General features: G+C 68.5%; 15 protein-coding genes. 13 read left to right on the top strand and 2 right to left on the bottom strand.

Annotated features, from left to right (window positions below; translation table 11 throughout):
- Positions 1–45 precede the first annotated feature (45 nt).
- The 8 genes from PV646_RS01230 (at position 46) to PV646_RS01195 (ending at position 11,612) form a co-directional block, all read left to right on the top strand.
- Positions 46–207: a hypothetical protein gene (locus PV646_RS01230; protein ID WP_500339585.1), complete on the top strand. Its 162-nt coding sequence runs from the start codon at positions 46–48 to the stop codon at positions 205–207.
- Positions 208–218: 11 nt separating this feature from the next.
- Positions 219–3,191, top strand: a complete 2,973-nt coding sequence (locus PV646_RS01225; RefSeq protein ID WP_500339584.1) for a helix-turn-helix transcriptional regulator — start codon at positions 219–221, stop codon at positions 3,189–3,191.
- Between the two features lie 119 nt (positions 3,192–3,310).
- Positions 3,311–4,063, top strand: a complete 753-nt coding sequence (locus PV646_RS01220; RefSeq protein ID WP_191302766.1) for an ABC transporter ATP-binding protein — start codon at positions 3,311–3,313, stop codon at positions 4,061–4,063.
- A gap of 7 nt (positions 4,064–4,070) precedes the next feature.
- A complete protein-coding gene (locus tag PV646_RS01215; protein ID WP_500339583.1) occupies positions 4,071–6,587 on the top strand; it encodes an ABC transporter permease in 2,517 nt (838 codons plus the stop codon).
- A 498-nt stretch (positions 6,588–7,085) separates the two neighbouring features.
- Positions 7,086–8,348, top strand: coding sequence for an ABC transporter substrate-binding protein (locus PV646_RS01210; protein ID WP_500339582.1), 1,263 nt, complete (start codon positions 7,086–7,088; stop codon positions 8,346–8,348).
- The gene (locus PV646_RS01205; protein WP_500339581.1) at positions 8,345–9,325 is read left to right on the top strand and encodes a carbohydrate ABC transporter permease; all 981 of its coding nucleotides are present in this window, start codon (positions 8,345–8,347) and stop codon (positions 9,323–9,325) included. The genes PV646_RS01210 and PV646_RS01205 overlap by 4 nt, the downstream gene beginning before the upstream one ends.
- 4 nt (positions 9,326–9,329) lie before the next feature.
- Positions 9,330–10,154 (top strand): carbohydrate ABC transporter permease, encoded by an 825-nt coding sequence (locus PV646_RS01200; RefSeq protein ID WP_500339580.1) that lies wholly within the window; start codon positions 9,330–9,332, stop codon positions 10,152–10,154.
- Positions 10,155–10,190: 36 nt separating this feature from the next.
- Positions 10,191–11,612 (top strand): GH1 family beta-glucosidase, encoded by a 1,422-nt coding sequence (locus PV646_RS01195; protein ID WP_500339579.1) that lies wholly within the window; start codon positions 10,191–10,193, stop codon positions 11,610–11,612.
- 78 nt (positions 11,613–11,690) lie between these two features.
- Here PV646_RS01195 and PV646_RS01190 read toward each other — a convergent pair whose 3' ends face one another.
- A complete protein-coding gene (locus PV646_RS01190) occupies positions 11,691–12,884 on the bottom strand; it encodes an esterase-like activity of phytase family protein (RefSeq protein WP_500339578.1) in 1,194 nt (397 codons plus the stop codon).
- A 72-nt stretch (positions 12,885–12,956) separates the two neighbouring features.
- On the opposite strand from PV646_RS01190, the gene PV646_RS01185 reads away from it, so the two are divergent.
- The 3 genes from PV646_RS01185 to PV646_RS01175 all read left to right on the top strand — a co-directional run bounded on the left by PV646_RS01185 (position 12,957) and on the right by PV646_RS01175 (position 16,072).
- Complete coding sequence (locus tag PV646_RS01185) at positions 12,957–13,979, top strand: GNAT family N-acetyltransferase (protein ID WP_500339577.1); 1,023 nt, start codon at positions 12,957–12,959, stop codon at positions 13,977–13,979.
- A 72-nt stretch (positions 13,980–14,051) separates the two neighbouring features.
- Positions 14,052–15,083, top strand: a complete 1,032-nt coding sequence (locus tag PV646_RS01180; protein WP_500339576.1) for a LacI family DNA-binding transcriptional regulator — start codon at positions 14,052–14,054, stop codon at positions 15,081–15,083.
- 479 nt (positions 15,084–15,562) lie between these two features.
- Positions 15,563–16,072 (top strand): hypothetical protein, encoded by a 510-nt coding sequence (locus tag PV646_RS01175; RefSeq protein ID WP_500339575.1) that lies wholly within the window; start codon positions 15,563–15,565, stop codon positions 16,070–16,072.
- A gap of 10 nt (positions 16,073–16,082) precedes the next feature.
- Here the strand turns inward: PV646_RS01175 and PV646_RS01170 are convergent, their stop codons facing one another.
- The gene (locus PV646_RS01170; protein ID WP_191302757.1) at positions 16,083–16,433 is read right to left on the bottom strand and encodes a hypothetical protein; all 351 of its coding nucleotides are present in this window, start codon (positions 16,431–16,433) and stop codon (positions 16,083–16,085) included.
- Between the two features lie 62 nt (positions 16,434–16,495).
- On the opposite strand from PV646_RS01170, the gene PV646_RS01165 reads away from it, so the two are divergent.
- Positions 16,496–17,020 carry a DM13 domain-containing protein gene (locus PV646_RS01165; protein WP_500339574.1) on the top strand — a complete coding sequence of 175 codons (525 nt, stop codon included), beginning with the start codon at positions 16,496–16,498 and terminating at the stop codon, positions 17,018–17,020.
- 230 nt (positions 17,021–17,250) lie between these two features.
- Positions 17,251–18,186 carry an AraC family transcriptional regulator gene (locus tag PV646_RS01160; RefSeq protein WP_500339573.1) on the top strand — a complete coding sequence of 312 codons (936 nt, stop codon included), beginning with the start codon at positions 17,251–17,253 and terminating at the stop codon, positions 18,184–18,186.
- Positions 18,187–18,344 lie beyond the last annotated feature (158 nt).

The following is an 18,344-nucleotide window of genomic DNA, read 5'->3' as shown; positions in this document are numbered from 1 at the left end:
CACGTGATCGCCCGATGCCTGAGGCAGGGCCTCAGGACGAACCTCATGACCATGAACGAATGGACCCCTGAGGCGATCAAGGCGGAAATCGACTACCGACGTGGCAACGCGGTGTGCAACTGGCGCCGGGCCAACCGCGACATGCCGTCGTGGCTGAGCCGGGTGATGCACCGCACCTCTGGAAAACACAGCAGCACCGGCTCATGACGTGTGACAGCATGCCCCTTGTGGCGCGCCTCGGTTCCGGAATTCCGCTCGTCGCACGCGATCGGGAACTCGACCGGTTGCGTGCGGCCCTCGCTCAGGCCGGGGAGGGCGCCGCGGGAGCCGTGCTGGTCGCGGGTGACGCCGGAGTGGGCAAGACCCGGCTGATCGACGAACTGGCCGCCAGCGCCGACGACACCCTCGTCCTCATGGGACGGTGTCTCGACGCCGGCGAGACCGGCCTGCCGTACCTGCCGTTCGCCGAGGCGCTGGGCAAGCTCAAGACCGACGTGCTGAACCGGCCCGCGCTCGCGATGTTGCTGCCGCAGCTGGCGTTGCCGGCCGAACGCGAGCCCGGGACCGAGGGCATGATCGCGCCGAGCCTGATCCCAGGCCGCAGGCCCGAGCAGGACGTGGGGCAGCTCCAGCTGTTCGACGCCGTGCTCGGGTTGCTGGGTGATCTCTCCGAACGGCAGCGCGTGCTGTTCGTGGTCGAGGACCTGCACTGGGCGGACGCGTCCACCCGGTACCTGCTGTCGTTCCTGTTGTCCCGCCTGCGTTCCCAGCGCCTGCTGGTCGTCGCCACCTACCGCGCGGACGACCTGCACCGCAGCCATCCGTTGCGCCCCTTGCTGTCCGAGCTGGTCCGGCTGCCCGCCGTCGACCGCATGGACCTCACGCCGTTCAACGCCGCGGACGCCCGCCGGTTCGTCGAGGCGCTGTCCGACGACCTGCCGCAGGACGTCCTCCAGCAGGTCGCGGAACGCTCCGAGGGCAACGCCTTCTTCGCCGAGGAACTCATCGCGGTGGCCACCTGTGACGACGCCAGGTCGTTGCCGTCCGCGCTCGCCGACGTGCTGCTCAGCCGGGTCGAGAGCCTCAGTCCCGAGGCGCAGCACGCCGTTCGCGTCGCGTCGGCCTGGGGACGCCGCGTCCGGCACTACCGGCTGCACGAGGTCGCGGGCATGGCGGACCTCGCGTTCGACACGGCGTTGCGCGAACTGGTCCAGCACCACCTGCTCGTCGTGGGCGACGACGAGGTCTACACGTTCCGCCACGCCCTGGTCCGCGAAGCCGTTTACGGAGACCTGCTTCCCGGCGAACGGGTGCGGCTGCACGCCGCGTACGCCCACCACCTGGCTCAGCGGCTGGAGGAGCGCGGTGCCGCGGCGGCGCTGGCCCACCACGCGTTCGAAAGCCACGACCTGCCGCAGGCGTTGAACGCCTCGATCATCGCGTCGAAAGAGGCTGAACGCGCCGGTGCGCCCGCGGAGTCGTTGCGGTACCTGGAAAAGGCGCTCAACCTGTGGAACGCGGTGCCGAAGGCGGACCGTCCGTCCGATGTGGACGAGTCGGTGCTGCTGCGGCGCGCGTCCTGGGTCGCGGGCACGGCCGGGCAGCCGGAACGCGCGGTCGCGTTCGCCCGCAGTGCCACCAAGGCCATCAGCGCCGAGCAGACGCCGGAGGAGGCCGCGGAGATCTGGTTGCGGCTCTCGCAGGCGCTCTCGATCCTCGACGGCAACGAGGAAGAGCACTACCTGGTGCTGGCGAAGGCACTCCAGCTCGTGCGTGACCGCGAACCCAGCCCCACGCGGGCCAGGGTGTTCGCGGGCAAGGCTTCCTCCCTGCGCCAGGAACGCAAGGACGCCGAGGCACGCGAAGCAGCTGAGCTGGCGATCGCGAACGGGCAGACGGCGAACGCGCCGGGTGCGGTCGCGGACGGCCTGGGCACGCTGGCGATCCTCGACGACCACGCGGGCGAACCGGCCGAGGCCAAGGCCAGCTTCGAGCGCGCCATCGAGTGCGCGCGCGAGGTCGGAGCGTTCAACAACGAGCTGAGGGCTTGGTACTACTACGGAATGATGCACTACGACCGCGGCGATCTGGCCGAGGCGGCGCGCGTCTACACCCTCGCGGGGAACCGGGCGAAGGAGACCGGCCTGACCTGGAGCATGTACGGGCTGGAGATCCGCATCCTCCAGGTGCTCGTGCACTACTACATCGGCGACTGGGACTACGCGGCGTGGGCCAGCGAACCGCCCGGCATGTCGGTGTCGTCGACGGTGCTGGCGCGGCTGGCGTCGGCGAGCACGCACCTCACGGTCTCGCGCGGCGACCTGGCCGAGTCCGAGCGGATGATCACGAAGCTGCGCAGCGACTGGCACCGCGACATCCAGATCGCCCTGATCAACGGCGGTACCGGCGCCGAACTGGCGTTGTGGCGCGGCCGTCCGGAACTGGCCGTGGAGCGGGTCACGGACGCGCTGGCGTGGGCGCGCAAGCTCGGCGGCCCGTGGATGCTCGCGGGCATCCGGATCGGCGCGATCGGCATCGCGGCGCACGCGGAGATCGCCGCGAAGGCCCGTCGCAAGCGAGACGCCAAGGCGGAGGCCGACGCCGTCCAGGCCGGTCATGAGCTGGCCGAACACGTCCGGCTGACCGCGCGGAACGGCAAGCCGCGGGCCGGGGTCCTCGGCCCGGAGGGACGCGCGTGGCTCGCCCGTGCGCTGGCCGAGGAGTCCAGGCTGACCGGCGCGGGCGACCCGGGGCTGTGGCAGGCCGCCGTCGACGAGTTCGCGTACGGCGTCGTGTTCGAGCAGGCCCTGTGCCGGTGGCGGCTCGCGGAGGCGTTGCTGGGCGCGGACCGCCGCGACGAGGCCGCCGACCAGCTCAGGCAGGCCGACGAGGTGGCGACGAGGCTCAAGGCCGTGCCGCTGGCCGAGGCCGTCGCGTCGTGCGCCAAGCGGGCCCGCATCACCCTCAGGGCCGACGAACCGGTGCGCGAGCGGGTCGACCTCTTCACCCCGCGCGAACGGGACGTGCTCGGCCTGGTGGCCTCGGGACGGACGAACCGCGAGGTCGGCGAGGAGCTCTACATCAGCGAGAAGACCGTGTCCGTGCACCTTTCCCGGATCATGGCGAAGCTGGGGGCCTCCCGGCGTGCGGAGGCCGTGGCGATCGCGTACGACCGGGGTCTGCTGGAATAGCCGCGGTTGTCATACCTCAGGCTGACGCGCAACGCGTCGCGGAGTTGATGTCCGCGCACGGACCGTCGAAATAGCTTCTTCCTCATCAAGGAACGTCCCCTGTGAGGAAGGCAAGCGCTATGTCTGCACTGGTGTCCGAGGTCGGCACCCGGACCGCCGCGGCGGCCCACAACCTGGTGAAGGTCTACGGCAAGGGTGACACCGCGGTGCGGGCGCTCGACGGCGTGAGCGTCGCCTTCCAGGCCGGCCGTTTCACCGCGATCATGGGCCCGTCCGGCTCCGGCAAGTCCACGCTGATGCACTGCCTCGCGGGACTGGACACGGTGGACGGTGGCGCGATCCACATCGGACAGACCGAGATCACCAAGCTGAACGACAAGGACCTGACCAAGCTGCGCCGCGACCGCGTCGGCTTCGTGTTCCAGGCGTTCAACCTGCTGCCGACGCTGACCGCCGAGCAGAACATCCTGCTGGGCCTGGAGCTCGCCGGTCGCAAGCCCGACAAGGAATGGTTCGACACGATCGTCAACGTGCTGGGCCTGCGCGACCGGCTCACGCACCGCCCGACCGAGCTCTCCGGTGGCCAGCAGCAGCGCGTGGCGTGTGCCCGTGCCCTGGTCGCCCGTCCCGAGGTCATCTTCGCCGACGAGCCGACCGGCAACCTGGACTCGCGCAGCGGCGCCGAGGTCCTCGACTTCCTGCGCATGTCGGTCCGCAAGATGGGCCAGACCGTGATCATGGTGACGCACGACCCGGTGGCCGCGAGCTACGCGGACCGCGTGGTGCTGCTCGCCGACGGCCGGCTCGCGGGCGAGATCCACCAGCCCACCACCGAGTCCGTCGTCAACGCCCTCACGCACCTGGGGGCGTGAGCTACCGATGCTGAAGACGATCCTCGCGGGCCTCCGAGCCCGTACGGCGAGGCTGGTGCTGTCCAGCATCGCCATCGCCCTCGGCGTCGCGTTCGTGACGGGCACGCTCGTGCTCGGCGACGCGGTCGGGGAGCAGACCAGGGACAACTTCGCCCGCAGCGCCCGCAACGTCGACGCGGCCGTGCACACGGCGGAGAACAGCCCCAACCGGGAGGACGGCATCCCCGCCGACTTCCTGCAGAAGATCCGCAACACCCCCGGTGTCGAGGGCGCGGACTCGCGGGAGTTCGGCAGCGCCGCGTTGCTCAGCGGGGAAGGCAAGGCGCGCGACGCGTTGGTGCAGCCGCTGCCGACGACGGAGAAGCTGCGCGACTTCAACCTCAAGGACGGCAAGTTCCCGGTCAAGGCCGACGAGGCCGCGATCGACGTCAAGACCGCGCAGATCGCGAAGCTCAAGGTCGGCGACAAGCTGAAGCTGCTCGACAAGGACAACGCCGAGCACGCGTTCACCATCGTCGGCACTTACCAGCAGGGCGCCAGCAGCATCTCGATGTCCGGCAGCGACCACGTCGTCGTCTCGCCGGAGGGCCTGCGCACGGTCATCCCGGACCAGCGGATCTACGAGATCGTCGCGGTCGCCAAGCCCGGTGTGACGCAGCAGCAGCTCGTCGCCGACATCACCAAGGCCATCGGCTCCGGCTACCAGGTGCAGACCGGTGAGGAGCTGACCAAGGCCACGCTCGCCCAGGTCGGTGACGCCGCGGGGGAGATCAAGACCTTTCTGCTCGCGTTCGCCGCGATCTCGCTCATCGTCGCGGGCATGGTCATCTACAACACCTTCACGATCCTCGTCGCCCAGCGCACCAAGGAACTCGCGCTGCTGCGCTGCGTCGGCGCGAACCGCTCCCAGGTGTTCCGCAGCGTGCTCGCCGAGGCGCTCTTCATGGGCCTCGCGGCATCGGTGCTCGGACTCCTCGGCGGGATCGGCGTCTCGGCCGGCCTGCAGGCGTTCATCAGCACGGTCGGTGGCCCCGGTGGCGAGGACGCCCCGATCCGCCTGCCGATCTCGTGGGTGACCATCGCCGCCGGCTTCGGTGTCGGTGTGGTCGTGACGGTGCTGTCCGCCGTGCTGCCGGCCCGTCGTGCCACCCGCGTCGCCCCCGTGGCCGCGCTGCGCTCGCAGCCGGACAGCTCCGACGACGTCGCCCGCACCGGCAAGGTCCGGATCGTCGCCGCGGCACTGATCGCGCTCGTCGGTGGCGCCGCCGTCTACTTCGGACTCCAGCAGGAGAAGGAAGAGCCGGCGATGTTCATCACCGGTGGTGCCACGATGGTGCTGCTGCTCGCGGTGCTGCTCCTCGGCCCGCTCTACGTGCCGCTGGTGAACCGGTTGTTCGGCAAGGCGCTGCGCGGTGTCCCGGCGAAGCTGGCCTCGGCCAACGCGGGCCGCAACCCGAAGCGCACGGCCGCGACCACGGCCGCGTTGATGATCGGCGTGACCATCGTCGCCATGGTGACGGTCGTGGCCGGCAGCGGCCGCGCGACCATGAACGAGCAGGTCGACAAGAGGTTCCCGGCCGACTACGCGGTCAAGTCGAACGTCTACAGCCAGCCGCTCTCGCAGAAGTTCACCGACGAGCTCGCGAAGGTCAAGAACGTCGCGCAGATCGCCCCCGAGCTCAGGGCCTTCGGCGAGTCGCCGAAGCTCGAGTACGCCGACGTCACCGGCTACCCGACCGAGGCGCTCGGATCCCTGGTGCGTCCCGAGCTCGCCGGCGGCACGCTCACCGGTCTCAAGGACGGCGAGATCGCCATGCGGGAGAAGGAGGCGAAGCAGGCGGGTGTCTCCCTCGGCTCCACCGTCCCGATCAGCGGCAAGGACCTCAAGGTCGTCGCGCTGATCAAGGACAACAGCTACGGCACCGGCATCGTGACGCTCAAGACCGCGGAGTCCCTGGTCAAGGAGCCCGCGAAGGGTTACCAGAACATCCTGGTCAAGCTGGCCCCCGGCACGGACATCACGCAGGCCCGCGCCGACCTGGAACGGTTCATCGCGACCTCCCCGGTGGCGGTGTTGGACTCCGCGGCCGAGACCAAGGCGGAGCTGAACGCGCAGATCGACCAGATCCTGATGTTCATCTGGGCCCTCGTCGGCCTGGCGCTGATCATCGCCCTGTTCGGCATCGCGAACACGCTGACGCTCTCGGTGCTGGAGCGGACCCGCGAGTCCGCCCTGCTGCGGGCACTGGGCCTGACGAGGGGCCAGCTGCGGCAGATGCTGGTGGTCGAATCGATTCTGATGGCACTGATCGGCGCGGTCGTGGGTGTGCTGCTCGGCGCCGGGTTCGGGTGGCTGCTGGTCGAGGCGATCTCCAACTCGGAGTTCACGATCAGCTTCTCCATCCCGTTCGGACAGATCGGCATCATGCTCGGCCTGGCCGTGGTCGCGGCGATCGTCGCGGCAGCCCTGCCGGCCCGTCGTGCGGCGAAGAACTCCGTGGTCGCGGGCATGGCGGAGGCGTAGCGAACCTCGCGGAACACCCCGCCCGGCCTCGCTGTCGGGGGCCACGGCCGGGCGGGTTCGGGAGTGCGGAAACAGGGGCCGCACGACCGGGGGATCGGTGGAGGTCCGGTGCCGTCGGGGCACCGGGCCTCCGCTGCGCGTGCCGGACCGGTTTGTTGTTCACCTGCATGAACGCGCGCTCCGCCACCGCCTCCGCGTGCCCCGATCGTGATCTCGCGAAAAAACTTTGGACGGCACGCGTCACTTTTGGCCCGCAACCCTCTCTACCTGGGGTGAGGGACGACCGGAGCGAGGGCCCGGTCGTCCCTCTTCGTCGTTCCCGGGGGTCCGCCGACCGCCCCGGCTGACACGTTCGGCGTTCCGGTCCAGGTTTTTGTTGCCTGCCTCCACAAAGTTACGGAACGATGTCGACCGCTTGACACCCGCGCGTCACCGGTTGAGTGTGAGAGCGCTCTCATCACAGTTAAGCGCCGCTCACGGCGTCGTCGAGGAGGACGGATGAGCACAAGACTGGTCGGCAGCGTCGCTGCGACCCTCGCGATGGTTCTGGTCGCTGGATGCGGCGGGAGTTCCGGGGCCGACGGCAAGATCGAGCTGTCGCTGGGTCTGTTCTCCGACTTCGGGTACGACAAGCTCATCGAGGAGTACATGGCCTCGCACTCGAACATCAAGATCGAGCAGCGCAAGGTCAAGATGGAGCAGCACAACACGCAGCTCGCGACGCAGCTCGCGGGTGGCCGTGGTGCCGCGGACATCGTCGCCCTCGAGGAAGGCGTGGTCTCGCAGTTCCGCGCCTCCAAGGACAAGTTCGTCAACCTGGCGGAGTACGGCGCGAAGGACCTGAAGGACCAGTGGGCCGGGTGGAAGTGGAACCAGGGCACCGCCGACGGCGGTGAGTTCGTGCTGGGGCTGGGCACGGACATGGGCAGCCTGGGTCTCTGCTACCGCGCCGACCTGTTCGCGGCGGCTGGCCTGCCGACGGACCGGGCCGAGGTCGCCAAGTTGTGGCCGACCTGGGCCGACTACGCGAAGGTCGCCGACCAGTTCGCGGCCAAGACGCCGAACGTGAAGTTCGTCGACACCGGCCGCAACGTCTACAAGGCGATCCTCGACCAGACCGAGGAGGGCTACTTCGCGAAGGACGACTCGTACATCGCGGAGAAGAACGACAAGGTCAAGACGGCGTTCGACCAGGCGGCGGCGCTCGGCACCAAGGGACAGACCGGTGCCCTCGAGCCGTTCAGCCAGGACTGGAACGTCGCGCTGAAGCAGGGTTCGTTCGCCACCACCACGTGCCCGGCCTGGGCGCTCGCGCTGATCAAGGCGGGTGCCGGTGACGCGGCTGCCGGGAAGTGGGACGTGACGACGGCGCCCGGCGGTGGCGGCAACTGGGGTGGCTCGTTCCTCGCCGTCCCGAAGCAGGGCAAGCACCCGAAGGAGGCCTACGAGCTCGCCAAGTGGCTCACGGCCCCCGAGCAGCAGAAGCGGATCTTCAAGGAGACGGGCAACCTGCCGTCGCAGCCGAAGGTCTACCAGGACGCCGAGGTGCAGGCGACCGTCAACGAGTACTTCAACAAGGCTCCGGTGGGCCAGATCTTCGCGACCTCGGCGGAGTCGCTGAAGCCGACCTACCGCGGCACGAAGGACTCGAAGGTCGGACCGGTGTTCGGCACCGCGCTGACCCGTGTGGAGCAGGGCAAGCAGTCCGCGGCTGACGCGTGGACGCAGGCCCTGAAGGAAGCGACGGACGCCGCCAAGTGACGGTGACTCGTCCAGAGACCGAGGTGGCTCCGGCCGCCTCGGTTTCGCCTTCCATTCCACCGCCGAAGCGCTTCAGGCTGAGCAACTGGGACGCCAAGTACACGCCGTACCTGATCATCGCGCCGTTCTTCCTCGTGTTCGGGATCTTCGGGCTCTACCCGTTGGTCTACACGGCGTGGGTGTCGCTGCACGACTGGCAGCTGATCGACGGCAACCAGGGATTCGTCGGTCTCGCCAACTACGTCGAGCTCTTCGGTGACGCCAAGTTCTGGAACGCGCTGTTCAACACGCTGAGCCTGTTCGTGCTCTCGACCGTGCCGCAGCTGCTGGCCGCGCTCGGTCTCGCCGCGCTGCTCGACCGGGGCCTGCGCGGCAGTGCGTTCTGGCGCGCGGGTGTGCTGCTGCCCAACGTCATCTCGGTCGCCGCGGTGGCGCTGGTGTTCGCGCAGTTCTTCGGCCGCGACTTCGGCATCGTGAACTTCCTGCTCGGGTTCGTCGGCATCGACCCGATCGACTGGCGTGCCGAGACCTGGGCCTCGCACCTCGCGGTGTCCACGATGGTCATGTGGCGCTGGACGGGCTACAACGCGCTGCTGTACCTGGCGGCCATGCAGTCCGTGCCCAAGGACATGTACGAGTCGGCCACTTTGGACGGTGCCGGGCGCTGGCGCATGTTCTGGTCGATCACCGTGCCCTCGATCCGTCCCACGATCCTGTTCACCGTCGTCACCTCGACGATCGGTGGTCTGCAGCTGTTCGCGGAACCGGCGCTGTTCGACCCCGGGTTCGCCGCCAACAACTCGACGGGCGGCTCCGACCGGCAGTTCCAGACGCTGGTGCTCTACATGTACGAGAAGGGCTTCCGGTTGTTCGACGCCGGCTACGCGGCCACCGTCGCGTGGATGCTGTTCGTGGTCGTCCTGATCGTCGCGGTCGTCAACTTCACGCTGACGCGCCGCATCGCGGGCAAGGGGTGATCGCGTGAAGAACGCCAAGGCAGGGCCGCTGCTCTACGGGTTCCTGGTCGCCGTGCTCGCCGCGTCGATCTTCCCGCTGTACTACTCGTTCATCGTCGCGTCCAAGGACAACTCCGTCCTCGGTGAGAAGGTCCCGCCGCTGGTTCCCGGCGGCAACCTGGTCGAGAACGTCACGCGGGTCTTCGACACCGTCGACTTCTGGCTCGCCATGCAGAACTCGTTCATCGTGGCGTCGAGCGTGGCGATCTCCAACGTCGTGCTGGGGACGCTCGCCGGGTTCGCGTTCGCGCGGCTGCGGTTCAAGGGCCGCGACTCGTTGTTCCTCGTCGTGCTCGGCACGGCGATGGTGCCGACGCAGCTCGGCGTGATCCCGCTGTACATGCTGATGTCCGACCTCGACTGGTACGGGACGCTGCAGGCGGTCATCGTGCCGGTGCTGATCGGGTCGTTCGCGGTGTTCTGGATGCGCCAGGCGTGCGAGGAGACCGTGCCGTACGAGCTGATCGAGGCCTCGCGCGTCGACGGCTGCTCGGTGCTGCGGTCGTTCTGGCACGTCGGGTTCCCCGCGGTGCGCCCGCAGGCGGCGGTGCTCGGCATGTTCACGTTCATGACGGCCTGGAACGACTTCTTCTGGCCGTTGATCGTGCTGGACCCCAACGACAGCCCCACTGTGCAGGTCGCCCTGTCGACGCTGGCCAGCGGCTACTACACCGACTACTCGTTGATGCTCGCCGGCGCCTCCATCGCGGTGCTGCCGGTGATCGCGATCTTCGTCCTGCTGTCGCGCCAGATCGTCGGCGGCATCATGCAGGGCGCCCTAAAGGGATAACCCTCAGCAGGGATCAAGCCACAAGGATGTGAATGTATGACGACCGACTCGGACGTCGAGGTCGGGCGGGAGGTGCTGACCTTCCCGCCGGACTTCCTGTGGGGGGCCGCCACCGCGGCGTTCCAGATCGAAGGATCGACCACTGTGGACGGTCGAGGCCCCTCGATCTGGGACACGTTCGCCGGGACGCCCGGCAAGGTGCTCGCCGGAGACACGGGCGACCCGGCCTGCGACCACTACCACCGGTACTCCTCCGACGTCGACCTGATGAAGTCCCTCGGGCTGGCGTCCTACCGGTTCTCCATCGCATGGCCCCGGATCCAGCCGAGCGGCAGCGGCCAGGTCGAGGAGCGCGGGCTCGCGTTCTACGACCGGCTGGTCGACTCGTTGCTGGAGAAGGACATCCAGCCGCTCGCCACGCTGTACCACTGGGACCTGCCGCAGGTCCTGGAGGACTTCGGCGGCTGGCGCAACCGCGACACGGCGTACCGCTTCGCCGAGTACGCCGCCATCGTGCACGAACGCCTCGGCGACCGGGTGCAGGCCTGGACGACGCTGAACGAGCCGTGGGTCTCGGCGTTCCTGGGCTACGGCAACGGGATCCACGCGCCGGGCATCACCGACGCGGTGGCGTCCCTGGAGGCGGCGCACCACCTGCTGCTGGCCCACGGGCTCGCCACCCAGGCGTTGCGCGCGCAGGCACCCGACACGCACCGCCTCTCGATCGTGCTGAACTTCAGCACCATCTGGGGCGACAGCGACTCGGAGGCGTCGAAGGAGGCCGTCCGCAAGGTCGACGGCCTGCAGAACCGCATCCTGCTCGACCCGATCCTCGGCAAGGGCTACCCGCTCGACGTCCTGCAGGACACGACGTGGCTGGGCGACTGGACGAACGTGGTCCGCGACGGGGACATGGAGACCATCGCGACCCCGATCGACTGGATCGGCGTGAACTACTACAACCCGACCCGCGTCGCGCCCGCCGACCCCGACTTCGTGGCGGCCGGTCCGCACGCGGGCCTGCGCGGGGTCGCGTTGCAGCCGCCGCAGGGCGAGCTCACCGGGTTCGGGTGGGAGCAGAACGCCGACGCGTTCACCGAACTGCTGGTGCGCCTGTCCCGTGACGTGGACGGGATTCCGCTGGTGGTCACCGAGAACGGGTCCGCGTTCCCGGACGTGGTGGACGCTTCGGGCCGGGTGCACGACGTCGCGCGGACGAAGTACCTGGTGGACCACGTCCGCGCGGTGCACAGGGCGATCTCCGAAGGCGCCGACATCCGCGGCTACCTGGCGTGGTCGCTGCTCGACAACTTCGAGTGGGCCGCCGGGTACTCGCAGCGGTTCGGAATCGTGCACGTCGACTTCGAGACGCAGGCGCGCACGGTCAAGGAGAGCGCGGCCACGTTGTCCCGGATCATCGGGCAGAACGGGCTTCCCGCGCACGGTTACACCGTTTAGTCCAGAGACGGGCCGAGGGGGCCTTGAGCGCTCTCACCTGCGGATACTCGTGTCCTCAGGTGAGAGCGCTCTCTTGTCTCAGCGCCGGCGGAGGACCCTCGGGTCGGCGTGCAGGTTGTCCGCGAGCCTGATGGTGATGAACTCGTTGTTGTCCGGCTTGCCCGGCGTGCGGCCCGACGACGACGGGAAGTTGTTGTCGTTGAGCACCGCGATCGTGCGGTCGTCGAGGATCGTGACGTCCTCGATCGTCACGAACGGGAACTTGAACGGATCCGCCTGGCCGCCGACGTGCTTCGGGTTGGCGAGGTTCAGCAGGTCGGCGACGACGGTCTTGTCGAGCTTGCCGTCCTTGTTCCTGTCACGCTTGTCGGCGAGGTGGACGCGCTTGACGATCGCGTCGGCGCCCTGGGCGCTGTCCCGTTCGATGATGAGCAGCCGGTTGTCGTCGACCGCGATGGCGTCACCGATGGCGAAGTTCGGGTCGTCCAACTGGTAGCGCCAGGTCGTGCCGGTGAACGAGTTGGACGCGATGTCGAACTCGTTGAGGCGCAGGGTTCCCGGGGTGTCACCGGCGACGGTGCCCTCGAGCAGCGCGTTGATCTTCTTGCCGTCCGGCGAGAGCGTGAGGCCCTCGAAGCCCTTGCTGCCGCCCAGGTTCGGGTTGCCGGCGGGGTTCTCGGGAGCGCGCACGCCCGGCAGCGGGACCGGCGGTGCCATCAGGCGGCCGGTGCGGTCGAAGTGCAGGAGGTACGGGCCGAACTCGTCGCCCATCCAGTAGGTGCCGTCGGCGCCCCTGGTCACCGACTCGACGTCGATGTCCGCACCGGTGATCACCCGGTCCGGCCTGGTCAGCGGGAACGGGATGTGGCCGTTCGGGTCGGTGAGCGTGACGCCGCCGAGCACGTCGACCGTGTTCTTCGCGAAGTCCGGGGCGATGCGGTGGATGCGCAGCAGGAAGTCCGCGCTGTTGGCCTTGGTGCCGTAGCCGTTGTCGGAGATGGCGTCGAACGTGCCGTCGCTGTTGCGGACGAGGCCGCTGAAGCCCTGGATCGGCTGGTCCGCGAACGGCGGCGTGACCCCGTTGATCGGGGCGGTCCCCAGTGCCGCGCCGCTCGGTTCGCTGCCGGGGAGGTAGGTCTCCGCCGGGAGGAAGGCGAAGTTCGTCAGCGTGGCCCGCCTGGGGGCCTTCTGGCCGTCTGCCTGGGACGCTGCGGGCGAGGTGAAGGCAGTGACGGTGAGCAAAGTGAGGCCTACGGCCAGTGTTCTCCTCATCGGGCGACCCTATGACGAGCGTTTTACCCGTGGTTCGTCTCGCGGCAACAACTTCCATGAACTCTTGACGGCATGACGACGACCTGGCGCTTGCGCTTCGAACTCAGCGACAGCCCCGGCGCGCTCGCCCGCGTCACCGTCCGGCTGGCCGCCGCCGACTGCAACGTCCTCGCGCTGCACGTGATGCCCGTGCCCGGCGGGGTGCTGGACGAGATCGTCGTGCGGGCAGGCGAGGGAGTGCTGCCCGCTGACCTCGTCGACGCCGTGCGCTGCGAGGGCGGCAAACGCGTCAGGATCACGCTCGCGGACATGAGGGACCTCGTCGACGCGCCGACGGCCGTGCTGCGCGCCGCCCGCACGGCGCTCGCCGATCCCGAGCAGACCGCCGACGCGCTCCGCCAGGTGCTGGCCGCGGACTCGGTGACGCCCGGCGAGGCCGTGGACGGGCAGGCCCAGGTGGGAGAGTGGGTCGCCCGGCGCGGCTGGGCTCCCTTCACCCAGGTCGAACTGACGCGCGCGCAGGCGTTGCTCGACCTGGTGCAGGCTCCGGCACCGTCGATGCGGGCGATGCTCAGCGACGACGGTGTGGCCTTGGTGCTGCGCCCCGGTTCATCGTCGGACGAGGACGCCGTCGCGGGCCTGCACTCCCGCTGTTCGATGAGGACGATGTTCAACCGCTACCACTCGGGCATGCGCACCGTGCCCCGCCGCTGGCTGCACCGCCTGCTCGAGCCGCCGCGCGGCACCACGGTCCTCGGCCAGTGCGGCGACCAGGTCGTGGCACTCGGTCAGCTCATCCACACCGGCACACCGGACTGCGCCGAGGTCTCGCTGTTGGTCGAGGACGCCTGGCAACGCCGGGGAGTCGGCTCGGCCCTGCTCGGCGCGCTGGCCGCGGACGCCCGCGCCGCCGGCTTCACGGAACTCGTCGCGTGGTGCCTGCCCTCCGAGACCGCCCTGGTGCGCACGGCTACCCGCGCCGGCCTCGCCGTCACGACACGCCGGGAGGACGGTCTGCTCCGTGTTTCGATCAAGCCCCGCGGGCGTGCGGCGACGACACCGGCCATGGACGACGTTGTCGAAAAAACACGATGAACAGCGCGGAAACCTACCTCGGAGATCCTTTGGGGCTAAGCTGCTTAGCGGATCAAAGGTTTTCATCGAGGAGTGGTGGTGCTCGTGTCCAACCACGCGCGTCCGACGTTGGAAGACGTTGCCGCGAGGGCAGGGGTTTCCCGCGCCACAGCGTCACGAGTGCTGAACGCGTCACCGCGCGTCAGCCCTGAAGCGCTGGAAGCGGTCAACGCCGCGGTCTCGGCCCTGGGCTACCAGCCCAACCGCGCCGCGCGGGCGTTGGTCACCCGCCGCACCGGCGCCGTGGCCGTGCTGTTCTCCGAGCCCGAGCCCAAGATCTTCGACGACCCGCACTTCGCGCGCCTGATCCGTGCGGGGGCACGGGCACTGGCCGACGTCGACGTGCAGATGGTCCTGATGCTCGTGCACTCGCCTGACGACCAGGCCCGTGCACACCGGTTCCTGGCCGGCGGTCACGTCGACGGTGCCCTGGTGTTCGCGCCGCACCGCAACGACGAGCTGGTCTCGGTCGTGAAGAAGCTGCCGCTGCCGGTGGTGTACGCCGGCAAGCCCTGGGGGTCGTTGCGGGGGATGCACCTCGTCGACAACGACAACGAGGGCGGCGCGGTTCTGGCGACCGAGCACCTGAAGTCCCTCGGGCGCCGGAAGATCGTCCACGTTTCCGGGCCTTTGGACGAACTGTCCGCCATAGATCGGTTGAACGGGTTCCGGTCTGCCTTGTCGTTGGACGACAAGGGGGCCGCTCGGTTGACCGAGGACGGTGGGTTCACCCGCGAGGGTGGGCGGAAGGCGATGTCCGCGCTGCTGGCTCGGGTTCCTGCTTTGGATGCTGTGTTCGTGGCTTCGGATTTGATGGCCGCTGGGGCGTTGGAGACGTTGCAGGAGGCTGGGCGGCGCGTGCCTGAGGATGTCGCGGTGGTCGGGTTTGACGATCATGTGGCCATTGCCGAGCACACTTCGCCGCCGTTGACTTCGGTTCGGCAGGATTCTGATGAGCAGGTCAAGGTGATGGTTGAGCACCTTGTCCGGTTGCTTCGGGATGAGACTGTGAAGAGGAAGCAGCAGATGTTGCCTACCGTTTTGGTGCGGCGCGAGTCTGCTTGAGGCTTGTGGGGTGGCTGACCTTGCCGGGTGGCTGACCTGGCGGGTGGTCACCTTGGGATCCGCGACTTGGCGGGTGGTCGCCTTGCGTTCCGCGACCTTGTGGGTGGTCACCTTGCGGGCGGCGACCTTGCGTTGTGTGCGTCCCCTGGGGGCTCTGCCCCCAGACCCCCGGCAATCTGATCAGGGGGTCCACGCCGCCCGTAGGTAGATGGCACGCCTGTTGCTTTGGGCGGCCGCCGGTTGCTTAGAGGGTGGCGTCGGCGGTGGGGTCCCATCACGAGTCACACCAAGAGCGGGCCACATGCCTGAAGGGGTGTCAACTCGACAAAAAGCGCGTCGAGTTGACACCCCTTCAGGCATGCAGCAAGAGCTGTGGCGCGACTCGTGATGGGACCCCACCGCCCCTAGCTTCTGCGAAAGACGAGGACTTGACTGCTCGCCTTCGGCATCGCGTGCGTTTGTGCCTCGCTTAGCTGCCCATGGTTTTGCAGGTTGCTGGCGGCAGTGGGTTCAGCGGGCTGCACGGCCAGCCTGACGAGGATGGCGCCGGTGTCGTCGTTTCCGCCGGTGGGGGTGGGGGTTGCGCCGGGTTTGGTGCCGCTGGGGGTGGGGTGGTGGTCTTTTGTGGCTGCTGCGTGCTCGGGGTCTCGCTGCTGGAGCTTGATGGCGCGCTGCTGCTGTTCGCGGTTGAGCTCTCCGTTGAGCTCGGCGGGGTGCTTGGGGTGGAGGTGATCCAGGTGGATGCGGGTGTTCTGCTCAACGGGTCTTCGCCCGCCGCTCCGTGGATCGCCATGCCCACCAGCACGCCGAGCAACGCTGACCCGAGCACGGCGGAACCGCCTGCCGCCCACAGTGCGCGCACGGCTGTCCTCCTTGATGCTCACGGTGTGAAGTCGGGCGATCACGCTCTTCGGCAGCGTATCGGCTGGGCCGGTCGCAGGAGAACGCTCACCTGGATGCCTTATCGGCTCCTTGATGGCCCCGGTTGAGTGATCGCCGTCACTGAACTGTGATGCGGGCGAGTACCAAACTGGCCCCGGAAAGGCCTGCCACCAGCACTGTTCCCGTCAGATGCCACGTCGGAGCGTCACCCGAGCAGGTGAACACCTCGGTGAAGCGTTCCGTGGAACACGTGACGAACGGGACCGAGGAGAGGGCGATCGAGGCCGCTGCCACGCCGCCCAGGAGTGCTGAGCCGAACGTGCGCATGAGGGGGAACGCGGCGTTGGCCGTGCCTACTGCTGCGATGGCGAACAGGAGTGGCACCGGTCTGGGGAACAGGCCCGTCAGCGCGCAGCCGACCATCAGGACGCCGAGCACGGCCTGGCCGATCCTCGCCTGGGTCGCCACGGCTGAGCACCCTAACAACTCCGTAAGCTCTTTTCGGTCCGGTTTGGGCCAGTATTTTCGGTATGCGCCTTCGCCGATTCCTGATTCCCGTCTCAGTTTTCCTGGTCGTCGCGCTCGGGGTCGGGTTGTACCTGTTCCAGCCGTGGCGGCTGCTCACGGTTCGCGAAACGCACGAGGCGTTGCTCGTGCCCACCGCGTCCGTGACGGCGCCTGTCTCGACCTCCGCCGAGGCGCCCGTCGAAACGGCCAAGGAGGTGGCGATGGGGCAGTGGCGCTCTCTTGAGCATGCGACGACGGGTAAGGCGAGCCTCGTCAGGTTGCCGGGTGGCGCGCATTCGGTCCAGTTTGCTGCTTTGGACACCAGTGATGGCCCTGACCTGTACGTTTACCTGTCTCCGCACGTGTCGAGCTCGTCCGAGAAAACGTTTGGTGAGGGATTCACCAGTCTCGGCAAGCTGAAGGGAAACCGTGGCGATCAGGTGTACGAAATTCCCGCCGGCGTTGACGTGTCCGCCATTCGGAGTGTCGTGATCTGGTGCCAGAGGTTCAGTGCGGGCTTCGCCGTAGCGCCACTGGAACAAGCCTGAAACATCAAGAACCGGCAGTTTTCTTTCGCTGTTGACTTTCCTGGTCTAGACCACATAACGTTAACGTGAACGAACACCACATCGTCCCTTGCCGACGGGCGTGCGGAAGCCCCGTTGGCGAGGAGTACGGCTCACTGGGTGGGCCCACTGCGGCGGTGACGCGGCTCCAACTCTCCCCGGAGCCGCGTCACCGCCGGTGGCGTTTACTGTGGTTTGTGCACACCAGGACCGTGGCCATCCATTACGTGCGTGCGGCGCTCCGCGCGTGCTCGGAGCCGTCTGTCGTCCTGCTCGGTGCGGGCATTCCTCCCAGTCTTCTCGCGGACGACCGTGCGCGCGTCACGCCCGCTCAGTACACGAAGTTCATCCAGACGCTTTGGGAAGTCCTCGACGACGAGTTCATGGGCTTCGGGCCGCGGCCGTCCAAGCGCGGCACTTTCGCGATGATGTGCCTTCTCGCCGTGCACTGCCCGGATCTCGAAGCGGCGCTCAAGAGAGGGCTCGCCTTCTACGCGCTCTTCGACGAACCGCTGGAACTCTCTCTCGACGACGGCCGCTTCACGTTGCACATCCCCGGCGACCCGGACCACTTCCTGACCGAGTCGCTGCTCGTGCTGTGGCACCGCTTCTCGTCGTGGCTCATCGGCCGCCGCATCCCGTTGCAGCGCGCCGAGTTCGGTTATCCCGAACCCGCGCACGCCGCCGAGTACCACCTGATCTTCGGTTGCCCGCTGCGGTTCGGGGCGGACGCCACCACGATCGCGTTCGACCCTAAGTTCCTGCGGATGCCCGTCGTGCAGGACGAGGCGGCGCTGAAGCGGTTCCTGCGGCACTCGCCGGCGGAGTTGTTGTCGCGCCGGGACCACGGCGCGGACACGGCCGGGCACGTGCGGCGGTTGCTCGGGCGCGGGGTGACCGGGCTGGAGGCCGTCGCGGCTCAGCTCGGGGTGTCGGCGCCGACGTTGCGGCGCAGGCTGGCGGGGGAGGGCACGTCGTTCCGCGAGGTGCGGGAGCAGTTGCTGCGCGACCAGGCGGTGGCCTCGCTCGTGCGGGGCGGGGAGTCGGTCGAGGAACTGGCGCTGCGCCTCGGGTTCTCCGAGGCGAGCGCCTTCCACCGGGCCTTCAAGCGGTGGACCGGGTCCTCACCCGGCTCCTACCGCGCCTGACTCACCATTCCCAGCCCGCGACCGTGTCGGTGGTGGGCAGCAACGAGTCGATCGAGGCCGGACCCGCGAGCGCGAGCATCACGGCCGCGGCCGACACCAGAGTCGTGAACAACTTTTTCATGAAACGAGAATGCGGCCGCCCGGAGGACGGCCGCAAG

Origin of the sequence: Streptomyces sp. ID05-26A (assembly GCF_033794685.1) — a bacterium.
In the GTDB taxonomy this organism is placed as follows: domain Bacteria; phylum Actinomycetota; class Actinomycetes; order Mycobacteriales; family Pseudonocardiaceae; genus Lentzea.
Note: the sequence above shows the minus strand (reverse complement) of the source record. Positions and strands in the feature narration are given on the sequence as shown.